Source organism: Pedobacter sp. Leaf132, from assembly GCF_920984695.1.
GTDB lineage: Bacteria > Bacteroidota > Bacteroidia > Sphingobacteriales > Sphingobacteriaceae > Pedobacter.
The window spans coordinates 135,276-147,437 of sequence record NZ_CAKLBO010000008.1 but is presented as its reverse complement, the minus strand read 5'-3'; the positions used below and the strand labels follow the sequence as shown (position 1 = coordinate 147,437).

Here is a 12,162-nt window from a genome sequence, read left to right as displayed (position 1 = left end):
CTTTACTATTTCAGTTCGTTTAAATAGATACTGGTTTGCTTTTCAATTTCTAAAGTAGCTACTTTAATTGCCGAGCCAACTCTTGTAGTTTCAGGTTTTACAGGCATTCTGCTTACCGTAGCCAGTGCATCTACATACCATTTGCTCCAGGTTTCGATGATGTGTTTTTCATGCACTGCAGATTTTCCTTCAGTAATTGCTTTTTTGCTGAGATCAAATTCCGTTTTTAAACGAATTAACCCATCATTTTTAATTTGGTTTACGGTTTCTGATGCGGTACTTTCATCAGCAGAAATTAGTGTTAATGCCGCAGTTAAAGCGCTTACACCAACATTTTTCATCTCTGTGGATGAAACTTTATCAATCCTGTCATTATCAGTATGGTAAAAAACATCAGTAAAGTGCCACATCAATAAACCCGGAATTTTATTTTGCAGAAATGGAGTATGGTCACTTCCGCCTTCAAAAGGGTTGTAATTAACCGTCCAGTTCGCAAAATTGCCTTGTTCTTTACAAATGTTGAAAATGAAATCGTTAAAATAATGAGGAAATAGGTCTTTCTCCTTAACATCTCCGGCACCCCATTCGGTGTGTTTGTCGGTTCCACGTGTCCATATTGCTGATGGGTCAGGCATTTTTTCGATTAAGAAGGAGCCTCCGGTTTTTTTGGTGTCTTCGCCAACCATATCCAAACTCATGCCCCAAAGTATGCCTTTGGCACGGGTTGTATCTTCAACAACATATCTTCTGGTTGATGTAATTTCATCGCCCCATAAAAATGTTAAGGTACGTTTTGGCGTTATTTTTTTTGCTTTATAAAGTTCGGCAGTTAAACGAGCCATTTCAGCTAATGTACCCACGCCACTTGCATTGTCATTAGCGCCAGGTTCTTGAACGTGGGCACTAAAAACAAAACGTTCATATGGTATTTCACTTCCTTTAAGGTTTGCAATTATTGTTAATTCTTCTGACTGATAAATTTTGGTTTCGATATTTACTTTAAGCTTAGTTAAGCCTTTTAAACAACTGGCTTTTAATTTTTCTTTTGCCTTGTAAGATAAAAGTAATGTCCACACTTCGCTATTTGCCTTCATGCTTCCAAACTGGATAGACGTTTGATGAGTTTCAGGTTTTGTGTAAGCAGGCATAGCATATCCTAAAACACCAACTGCCCCGGCTTTAGCTGCAATTGCTAATAATCTTGATGGATGGCTTTCTGAAAAAACTATCTTACCCTTTAAATCTAATTTTTCTATTTCTGATGGTTTAGTATCGCTTATGTAAACAACATCGGCGGTTACACCTTCCATTGGTGTTGAGATACAGTTTATGGGAATCATATTCCGGTTTGTATGGAATGTAATTAAAGGTTCAGTTTCTCCAATGATATTAATATTGGCATCTACAGGTTCCCAGGTTTTATTCTTCATTGCCCTTTTTTCAATACGATAGCTTAGAGGCGCTTCCATTTCACTCTGTTTTTGCTCTACATAACCCGCTTTTTTCAAAATATCTTCTACGTATTTTATGCTTGCGTTAAAACCTGTATTCCCCGGAACTCTAAAATATTTTTCTATAAATGATGTGGTTTCAAAGGCGTTTTTCTCATTAAAACCTTTACGGGTAAGGTTAAAGTTTGTTGATGTATTTTGAGCAAAGCTGCTAAAACCAATTAATGTTAGGGCAATAAAGATTTTCGTTTTCATGCAAAGGAATAAAAGCGAAAGATAGCAGATTTTTAAGTCAATGCGTTGCCATTCAACTTCATTTTTTTTGAATTGATATAATGGTTTAATAAAAATGTAGCGGTGTAATTATTTCAGGTGCAATAGTATTAATGCAATTAATGCCGGTACAGTTTGTATAAAAAGAATTTTCTTACTTGCGGTTGCAGCGCCGTAAATGCCGGCGATGATTATGCAGGTTAAAAAGAAAATTGCTATGTAGAATTTCCAATGATGATCCTCAATTAATAACGACCAGATTAAGCCTGCGGCTAAGAAGCCATTATATAAGCCTTGGTTTGCTGCAAGTGTTTTGGTTGGTGCAAATAATTCTTTTGGTATGGTTTTGAAAACTTTAGGTGCTTTGGTTGTCCATGCGAACATTTCGAGCCATAAAATGTAGATGTGAATTGCGGCTACTAAGCCGACTATTATCTGTGCTACTATTTGCATTTTGTTTGGTTTTGAGATTGAAGATACAATTAATTTAAATTATTTATTGCTACTGGTTTAAATGGTTTGTTTTATTTTAGCCAGACTACTTGTCCCGATTATCATCGGGAGGCTTTTACTTTTTTCTTGATAAAAATTAACAAAAAATCAAGGCTCGCGAAGCTTTGTTGTAAATCCTCAATAAATCGTTAAGCGTAATCCTAATACGTGTTAGAGTTTTTACAGTTTGAAAGTTTGTACAACACTCGTAGGCTTTCTTATGTCAGTGGTTATATCAAAGGAACTTCAATAAAGATTTATTGGCCTTTACTATTTCGCCTTGATGAAGATATTTATTTTTTCTTACAAAAAATATAGTTTCTTGATATTGAATAGATAAATTTGATTAAAGTAATAGGTTTAGCTTTGAAAACTACGAACTGCTCTTTTCAATCACATCTTGCGACTACAAATTCCTAATAATTTTTTTTGAGATTGCTTCGTGCCTCGCAATGACGGCAACTGAGAAGCCAAAAGCTACAAACTTAGTTTATAAACCCGATGGCAGCGAACACGGAGTGTAACGAAGTAAAGCGGACAGCGGGACTGCTGTTCCCGAAGAGCATCTAACTTTCATTTTCAAAATCCCCACCTAACCCTGGCAGAAAGGGAGGGCTTGCAGTTTGGCTGGGCTTATGCTGCCTTTCTCTGGGGGGAAGGTGGTCAATAGTCGGATAAGGTTCTTTCTGTCATGCTGTCAGTACCAAATAAGAATAATTTTTACATTTTATCAGTCTTTTAGCTGTATTCTCTGCCAAATGCCGATTGGCACAACCATTGTTTATAAGCTGTAGAATTATTATTAAAAAAAGAGAAAATACAAAATACAATGGGAAAAATTATTGGAATAGACTTAGGAACAACAAACTCTTGTGTTTCGGTAATGGAGGGCAATGAGCCTGTAGTTATTGCGAACAGTGAGGGTAAACGTACTACACCGTCTATTGTTGCTTTTGCAGAAAACGGTGAACGTAAGGTTGGCGAGCCGGCTAAACGTCAGGCTATAACTAACCCAACAAAAACGATTTATTCGGTTAAACGCTTTATGGGTAACAGCTACGACGAAAGTGCAAAAGAAGCTGGACGTGTACCTTATAAAGTAATTAAAGGCGATAACAACACGCCACGTGTTGAAATCGACGATAGAAAATATACTCCACAAGAAATTTCTGCAATGATTTTGCAGAAAATGAAAAAAACTGCAGAAGATTTCTTAGGACAAGAAGTAACTGAAGCGGTTATTACAGTACCAGCTTATTTTAACGATGCACAACGTCAGGCTACTAAGGAAGCTGGTGAAATTGCAGGTTTATCTGTAAAACGTATCATTAACGAGCCAACTGCGGCTGCTTTAGCTTATGGTTTAGATAAAGCACACAAAGACATGAAAATTGTTGTGTTTGACTGCGGTGGTGGTACACATGACGTTTCTGTTTTAGAATTAGGTGATGGCGTTTTCGAAGTAAAATCTACTGATGGTGATACACACTTAGGTGGTGATGATTTTGACCATGTAATTATCGATTGGTTAACAGATGAGTTTAAAAGCGAAAACAGCATGGATCTTTCTAAAGACCCAATGGCTTTACAACGTTTAAAAGAAGCTGCAGAGAAAGCTAAAATCGAGTTATCGAGCACAACTTCTACTGAAATTAACTTACCATACATTACTGCTGATGCTAGCGGCCCTAAACACTTGGTGCGTACTTTAAGTCGTGCTAAATTTGAGCAATTGGCTGATAGCTTAATCAAACGTACTATCGACCCATGTAAATCTGCATTAAAAAATGCTGGTTTAAGTACAAGCGATATCGACGAAATTATTTTAGTAGGTGGTTCAACTCGTATTCCTGCAATTCAGGATGCTGTTAAAGCTTTCTTCGGTAAAGAGCCAAGTAAAGGTGTAAACCCTGATGAGGTTGTTGCAATTGGTGCAGCTATTCAAGGTGGTGTTTTAACTGGTGATGTAAAAGATGTATTGTTATTAGACGTTACGCCTTTATCATTAGGTATCGAAACTATGGGTGGTGTAATGACTAAATTAATCGAGTCTAACACAACTATCCCTACTAAAAAATCTGAAACCTTCTCAACTGCAGCTGATAATCAGCCATCTGTAGAGATTCATATTTTACAAGGTGAGCGCCCAATGGCTAATCAAAACCGTACAATTGGTCGTTTCATTTTAGATGGTATTCCACCAGCACCACGTGGTGTGCCTCAGGTAGAAGTTTCTTTTGATATTGATGCGAACGGTATTTTACACGTAAGTGCAAAAGATAAAGCTACTGGCAAAGAGCAAAAAATCCGTATCGAAGCTTCATCGGGTTTAACTGACGAAGAAATTCAGAAAATGAAGCAAGAAGCTGAAGCTAACGCAGAAGCTGATGCAAAAGCAAAAGAAGAAATTGAGAAAATCAATGGTGCTGATGCTTTAATCTTCTCAACTGAGAAACAATTAAAAGAGTTTGGTGAAAAATTATCTGCTGATAAAAAAGCACCAATCGAAGCTGGTTTAGAGAAATTAAAAGCAGCTCACGCTTCACGTAACTTTGCAGATATCGATGCAGCTCAGGCTGAATTGCAAAATGCATGGAATGCAGCTTCAGAAGAAATGTACAAAGATGGCGGTCAGCCTCAAGGTGCTGAGCAACCACAAGCTGATGGTCAGCCTCAAGGTGGCGGTGATAACGTTACTGATGTTGATTTTGAAGAAGTAAAAGAAGAGAAATAGTTTTTAGTTGTAGGTTGGAAAACCGAAGATTTGAAACAAGGAAAAGCGTTTCTGATTAAGTTCAGAAACGCTTTTTTTATAGGTTCGTCATTGCGAGGCACGAAGCAATCTCATAGCTCAAAGTTTAGCATAATCACATAAAATTTGCTTTGTGCCTCGTAATCACGACTTCCATTTAACTGAAAATGAAAGCTTCGGTACTTTTCGGTAACAGCAGCCCCGCCATTCGCTGCAATCTTTTGCAAGCCTATAAGGTTTAATTCGAGTAGTTTATTGTACTCTAATTGCCTCATTGAGGGCTTCGCCGTTTAAAACCTTATAGGTTTATACCAAAAGGATTTCCGCTGCTGTCAGGTTTATGATTAGCAAACTGTGGCTTTTGGGGAACTTACAATGCAAAAAAAAGGGTTCAGTTATTTTTAACTGAACCCTTTTTATAATTTAAACAATCGATTTATCTTAATTCCAAAGTTTTTCTGGATATGTACCATTCTTAACTAATTGGTCAATGCTATCCTGAACGTAAGGTTTATCCTCTTTATAAGTTACGCCAAACCATTTGTTTGATGTTGGAACAACTTTAAATGTTGCTTCACCTGTTTTAACTAAGTTCTCGCCAATTAAAGGGATAAAGAATTCAGCCTTTGGCTTATCTTTATTTGCCGTTGCAAATTCTACAAATAATTTCTCGGTAATTTTGAATACCGCAGGTGTAAAGCCCCAGAAATTCATCGAAACAGGGGTATCGAAAGCTAATGGAAATTCTTCACCATCTTCTTCATAATAGATTTTTCCATCTTTTGGATATACTTTAGTACGTTCGATAATTTCTTCTAAATTACCAGAACCATCAACTTTACAAACACCGCGAGATACTGCACCAAATTCTGAAAGTGTTTTACCAACTTCGTAACCAATAATTGAGAAATTGCTGTCAGATGCTTCGTCAGTTAAGAAATCAACCATCTTTTTAAATGCATCAAAACCGTAGTAATCATCAGCATTAATAACACAAAAAGGCTCTTTAACTACTTTTCTGGCAGATAAAATTGCGTGAGCAGTTCCCCAAGGCTTTTCTCTGTAAATTTCTTCTTCAATACCAAATTGTTTTAAATCGAAATTTTGAAAAACGTAATCTCTTTCAATTTTTCCATTTAGTTTTGGTTCAAAAATCGATTTAAAGTTCTCTACAAATTCTTCTTTAATGATGAATACAACTTTGCCAAATCCGGCTTTAATTGCATCATAAATTGAATAATCGATGATGGTTTCTCCATTTGGGCCAAAGCCATCTATTTGCTTCATGCTTCCGTAGCGACTGGCCATCCCGGCAGCTAATATTAATAGGGTAGGTTTCATATTTTAACTAATTGTGCTAATTATATTTCGATTAGCTAGGCGTTTTATTTATTTAAGTATGTAAAAATTTTATCTAAGTCTGCATCATTTTTAAAATCAACCTTCTGATTTTTTAAGTATTCATCAAATTGATTTTCTTTATCATCAAATAAAGCTAAAATTGATTTCTTATTGGGTACAATTTTACTAAAAATTCCATTTTTAAGTGAATAATAGCTTGAAGTTGTATGAAATGCTTTAATAACCACCGCAGAGCCGTATTGTTTGGATTCTGTTATCGATTTATTAATTCTTTTATAAAGCCCAGCTTTGTTATCATTAATAATCTGAAAATAAGAAGTATTTGAAAGTGCATCAATAGCAGGCAAACCATTTTTATATTTTAAATAGTTTCCGCTCTTTGAATCCATAAGTTCAAATTTTGCAACAGGCTCTGCGAAGTACATCATCTTTCCGGCATCAACAAAGATTAGCTTATCATCCATTAAGTTGTATTTTAATGAATCATACTGATAATGCTTACCATTAATTAAGGTAACCTTACCTTTCGACCATTTATCAATCAAATAGGGCGTGCCCTCAACATCTGTATATTTCTTTTCTTTTATCGGTGTTCTGATAACATCACCAAAAGGAAGGATTTCGTATTGAGCCATTGCTCCGCTTGAAAGAAAAATAAATAGAAAAAGTAAGTTTTTCATTAAATTAAATTTTAAAATCCAAACAAACCACCCCCACTTCTGGTACGCGTTTTCTTACCTGTAAGCATTCCGAACAAGCCGCGAACAATTTCTTTACCTATTTGGCGTGTAATTGTAGCGCCCATAACTTTTTCGATGATGCTTTTTTCACCTGGTTTGGATTTGCTTTCAATCTCTTCCTGTTTCTTTTCTTCTGCCTCTTGTTTAATTTGTTCATCGGCAGCTATTTGCTCATTAATTCTTTTGGTTAAAATATCGTAAGCACTTTCCGGATCAATAGCATCTTTATACTTGCCGTACATTTGGCTTGCATTTATCAATTTATCGTAATCTGCAGAAGTTAATGGCCCCATAACCGCTCTTGGCGGAGTAAGCATTGTAGCCGAAACTTCAGTAGGAATACCTTTTTCGTTCAATACCGTTACTAAAGCTTGACCAGTACCCAAAGAAGTAAGCACTTTATCTATTTGATAAAAATCAGATTTTGGATAGGTATTAACCGTTTTTTTCAATGCGTCAACATCGTTTGGTGTAAAAGCTCTTAAAGCATGTTGTACACGATTACCCAATTGGCCCAAAACACTTTCCGGAATGTCAGTAGGTGCCTGCGTACAGAAAAATACGCCTACACCTTTTGAGCGTATTAAGCGAATAATAGTTTCAATTTGCTCTAAAAACGTTTTCGACGAATTATTGAAAAGTAAATGTGCTTCATCGAAAAAGAATACCAGTTTCGGTTTATCTAAATCGCCAACTTCTGGCAAAGTATTAAATAATTCTGCCAATAAACTCAACAGAAAGGTAGAATATAGAACTGGTTGATTTTGAACATCGGCAATGTTTAAAAGACTTATCACACCCTTACCGTCTACACGTTCAAATAAATCATCTGCATCAAATGATTTTTCGCCAAACATGCCCGCCAAACCTTGCTGCTCGATAGCCACAATTTTCCTTAAAATTGTACCCGATGTTGCTGTTGAAATGCTACCGTAGCTTTCTTTTATTTCTTTTGCTCCCGGACCATCAGATAAGTAGGAAAGTAATTTTTTTAAATCATTTAAGTCGATAACAGGCATTTTATTATCGTCGGCATATTTAAAAATTACAGCCATTACACCACTTTGGGTGTCGTTTAAATCTAATACTTTTGATAATAGAGTAGGGCCAAATTCTAAGACTGTAGCACGCATTTGCGCACCGAGTTTTCCTGAAAGTGAGTAAACTTCTATTGGAAAACCTGTAGGTGAAAATGGTTTATTTAATTGTTTTGCCCTTTCTTCAATTTTAGGATTTACACTTCCGGCTTGATTTAAGCCAGATAAATCGCCTTTAACATCAAGCATAAAAACCGGAACACCGGCATCAGAAAGCTGTTCTGCAAGTAATTGTAAGGTTCTGGTTTTACCTGTTCCGGTTGCGCCGGCAATTAAGCCGTGTCTATTCATCATTTTTAATGATAAATTAACTTCTGCTTCGCCGTAAACTTGTCCGTCTAACATTCCTGCTCCAAGGTAAATATAAGAGCCTTGCGGAGCGTAAGATGCTTTTATTTTTTCAATAAATTTTGATGAAGAATCACTCATTATAATAAATTTCTAAAGCACCAATTTAGTAAACTAATATTAAAATAATGTTTTTTTATTTGCAGTAAATCTTAAGCCGTCTAAAACGATAATTAATGATTAATTTTAGAAATATCTTATTGAATTTTTGCTAATTTTTCAAACAATTCTCTTTGCTCAGCATTTAAATTTTTTGGGATTTTTATCTGCCATTTAATATATAAATCGCCAAATTGATTATCCTTTTTATAAATTGGGAAGCCTTTGCCTTTTAGGCGCAAATTTGTATCTGGCTGTGTACCTGCCGGGATGTTAAGTTTTACCTTACCACTCAAAGTTTCAACAATTTTTTCGCCACCTAGTATTGCAGTGTATAAATCTATCTGCTCGTCAACATAGATATCATTTCCTTTACGTTTAAATTTAGGGTGCTCGGTGATATTAAAAGATATGATTAAATCTCCCGCCGGACCATGATTTGGTCCGGGTGCACCATAACCAGGCAATTTTATCTTTTGCCCATTTTCTACACCTGCCGGGATGGTAATACGAACCTGTTTGCCATTTATCGTTAAAGTTTGCTTGTGCGTGGTGTAAGCATCAATCAAATTTATATTTAAATCTGAAGTATAATCTTGCCCTTTAAATGGAGAACGTGAGCTACTTCTCGAGCCACCGCCGCCAAACATCGAAGAAAAGAAATCTGAAAAATCTTCGCCACCAAAGCCAGAAAAACCGCCTCTGCCACGACCTTGTGATTGTCGTTGTTGCTGCCCTCCAAAAGCATCGGCTTGTTGCCAATTCTGACCATACTGATCATACTTTTTCCTTTTATCCGGGTCGCTTAAAACTTCGTTTGCTTCGTTAATTTGCTGAAACTTCTTCTTTGCTTCTTCATTATCGCCATTAACATCAGGATGATATTTCCTGGCTAACTTACGGTAAGCTTTTTTTATTTCGTCTGCACTGGCATTTTTTTGAATCTCAAGAACTTTATAGTAATCTATGTAAGCCATAATAATGGGAAGCGATATTTTGTGTGTAAATAGGAATGTAAAAATAGTTAATCCCGGTAAGTATAGCTAACACCTTAAAAAATAAATGCCCCGATTTTTTCGGGGCATTTACAAAACATAATTTATTTTTATTTTTTGTTTTTCACATATTTTTCAAGCCATTGGTCTTGCTCCCAAAGTACGTGAAGAATATTTTCTTTACCACGATATCCGTGAGCTTCGAAAGGCATAAATACAAATCTTACTGTTCCGCCTAAACCTTTAATCGCTGCAAATAAACGCTCACTATTGATTGGATAAGTTCCGGTGTTATCATCCGAATCGCCATGAATTAATAATAGTGGAGTTTTAATTTTATCTGCATAGCTAAACGGACTCATTTCGTAATACATTTGAGGTGCTTGCCAATAAGTTCTGTCCTCATTTTGGAAACCAAACGGTGTTAAAGTACGGTTGTAAGCGCCACTTCTTGCAATTCCTGCAGCAAATAAATTGGTGTGTGCTAATAAATTGGCAGTCATAAATGCACCGTAGCTATGTCCACCAACAGCCATACGTTTTCTATCACCAACGCCTAAATCAGATAATTTATTAATTGCAGCTTCAGCATTTAAACTTAATTGGTCAACAAAAGTATCGTTAGGTTTTTTGCCATCTTTAGCAACAATCGGCATTTCTGCATTATCTAAAACGGCATAGCCACGGGTTACCCAATAAATTGGCGAACCCCAAGAAATTGTTGTGAACCTATCTTTAGAACCGCGAATTTGCGCTGCATCAGTTGCAGAATTAAACTCACGTGGGTAAGCCCAAATTACGGCTGGGAGTGGTCCGTCTTTTTCTTTGTTATAACCTTTTGGCAAATATAAATCACCAGTTAAATCAACTCCATCTGCACGTTTGTAAGATATTTTTTCTTTCGAAATTCCATCTAAAGAAGGATAAGGATTTCCGAACGCTGTAACCGGTCTATCCGCTATGCGTAATACTAAATTTTTAATGTAATAATTTGGTACTAATTTCTGACTTTCCTTACGGGTTAATAAAATAAGTTTATCCGCATCAATAACATCACTTACAAATTCATAAGTTCCTTCTGCACTTCGCCAGATAATTTCATTCTTTTTTGTAGCTAAATCAAACTTCGCCAGGAAAGGTAAATCTCCTTTTTCTGATGAGCCGACAACATTATTCATTAATAATTTGGTGCCATTATCTACCAAATGAATTACCGAACGGCCGTATTTGTTTTTAGTCGTAACAGGAGTACCGGGATTGCCATAAGCATCGGTTTGATTACGAGTATAAAGCTCTTCAATTTTTCCTGTTGATGGATTGTAAATGCTTACTTTATTGGTTTGCTTACTACGTAAACCTTCCATAACTAAAGCTAGATTTGCATTACCCCATTGTACACCACGATAACGAGTTTCAGTTTTAAAAAGCTCTTTTTCTGTTCCGGTAAATGGCGCACTTAAAGCATAAACAGCATCGTGAAAAGGAACATTTTTCTTAATTAATCCGCTATCTAATGGTTTTGCCCAGATAATGGTTGCAGGCTCATCATCTCTCCAGCTAAAACCGCGAGGTACATTTTGCGTATTATCGTAACCTGAGGGCGTACCTTCTGCAGATGGAAGTTCTGCTAAAACTTTAATTGCTTTTCCGTTTAAATCGGTAATCGTCATGGTTGATGGAAAACCTCCCGCAGTAACCAAATAAGAAAATGGTTTACGAATGGTTTCTACCAACATATAAGTTTTATCCGGAGATAAACTTACCGAACCATAAATTGCAGGTTTACCAATCGGCGTTTCAACTCCGCCAGTATTTTTTACCAATTGCGAAGTGCCATAAAATCCGAAAAGTTGCTCATCATACGGAGATTTAATTAAATCCTGATAAGTTGGGCTTGGTGCTGCTTTACCTAAATTTTGCTGAACGGTTGGTCCTTTTGGCATTAAAGGTTTTACTGGTGCAGCACTTGCAGGTTTGGTAACGGCTCTGTAAACAATGGTATTATCGTTTAACCAGGTTAAGCCACTGCCCAAAACAGTATTTAAGAATGCTTTATTAGTTTTTGTCGCTTTTTTTGTAGCTAAATCAATAATGTATAAATCAACGCCTTTTTGAGTAGTGTTGGTAAAAGCAATTTTGTTTTGAGCCGGGTTCCAGCTGATGTTACCGGCATATAATGGTGTTGGTAAACCAGTAATCGGGAAGGTTTTATCCGTTTTTATATTTTTAACAGAGAAGTTGTTAATATAATTCTGGCGACTAGGAGCGTAATTGTTAGGGTTTAAACGCATACCAGCAATGCGATATTCTGGCATTGCCAATTCTTCTACCGAAGGATAAGAATTTCTTTCGCTAAACAAAATCCATTCTGCTTTATCATCAATACTTACACCAGGTGTTGGCTTTGCAAGTAATAAATCGGCGATTTCTTTAGGCGGTGTTTGGTAGCTCACTGCATCCTGCGCAGCAGTATTTAGAGAAACACAGGCGCCTGCTATTAAAAAATAGAGGTGTATTTTTTTTATCATAATTAGGGTTAGTTAGTTTTCCGAT

General features: G+C 36.3%; 9 protein-coding genes. 1 reads left to right on the top strand and 8 read right to left on the bottom strand.

Annotated elements, in window-relative coordinates; translation table 11 throughout:
- Positions 1-5: 5 nt before the first annotated feature.
- Together LUA86_RS14815 and LUA86_RS14810 are read right to left on the bottom strand one after the other, a co-directional pair.
- A complete protein-coding gene (locus LUA86_RS14815; RefSeq protein WP_231464083.1) occupies positions 6-1,706 on the bottom strand; it encodes a M28 family peptidase in 1,701 nt (566 codons plus the stop codon).
- Between the two features lie 108 nt (positions 1,707-1,814).
- Positions 1,815-2,177, bottom strand: a complete 363-nt coding sequence (locus LUA86_RS14810; protein ID WP_231464081.1) for a DUF1304 domain-containing protein — start codon at positions 2,175-2,177, stop codon at positions 1,815-1,817.
- A gap of 868 nt (positions 2,178-3,045) precedes the next feature.
- Between LUA86_RS14810 and dnaK the strand changes: the two genes are divergently transcribed.
- On the top strand, positions 3,046-4,950 hold the full coding sequence (dnaK, locus tag LUA86_RS14805) for a molecular chaperone DnaK (protein ID WP_231464079.1): 1,905 nt from the start codon (positions 3,046-3,048) through the stop codon (positions 4,948-4,950).
- A 110-nt stretch (positions 4,951-5,060) separates the two neighbouring features.
- On the opposite strand, the gene LUA86_RS14800 is transcribed toward dnaK, so the two are convergent.
- The 6 genes from LUA86_RS14800 to LUA86_RS14775 all read right to left on the bottom strand — a co-directional run bounded on the left by LUA86_RS14800 (position 5,061) and on the right by LUA86_RS14775 (position 12,137).
- Complete coding sequence (locus tag LUA86_RS14800; protein ID WP_231464077.1) at positions 5,061-5,243, bottom strand: hypothetical protein; 183 nt, start codon at positions 5,241-5,243, stop codon at positions 5,061-5,063.
- 166 nt (positions 5,244-5,409) lie between these two features.
- Positions 5,410-6,309, bottom strand: a complete 900-nt coding sequence (locus tag LUA86_RS14795; protein ID WP_231464074.1) for a sugar phosphate nucleotidyltransferase — start codon at positions 6,307-6,309, stop codon at positions 5,410-5,412.
- Between the two features lie 44 nt (positions 6,310-6,353).
- Positions 6,354-7,010 carry a hypothetical protein gene (locus tag LUA86_RS14790; RefSeq protein WP_231464072.1) on the bottom strand — a complete coding sequence of 219 codons (657 nt, stop codon included), beginning with the start codon at positions 7,008-7,010 and terminating at the stop codon, positions 6,354-6,356.
- Positions 7,011-7,021: 11 nt separating this feature from the next.
- Positions 7,022-8,596, bottom strand: a complete 1,575-nt coding sequence (locus LUA86_RS14785) for a helicase HerA-like domain-containing protein (protein WP_231464071.1) — start codon at positions 8,594-8,596, stop codon at positions 7,022-7,024.
- Between the two features lie 116 nt (positions 8,597-8,712).
- Positions 8,713-9,591, bottom strand: coding sequence for a DnaJ C-terminal domain-containing protein (locus LUA86_RS14780; RefSeq protein WP_231464069.1), 879 nt, complete (start codon positions 9,589-9,591; stop codon positions 8,713-8,715).
- 128 nt (positions 9,592-9,719) lie between these two features.
- Positions 9,720-12,137 carry a S9 family peptidase gene (locus LUA86_RS14775; protein WP_231464067.1) on the bottom strand — a complete coding sequence of 806 codons (2,418 nt, stop codon included), beginning with the start codon at positions 12,135-12,137 and terminating at the stop codon, positions 9,720-9,722.
- Between the last annotated feature and the right edge of the window lie 25 nt (positions 12,138-12,162).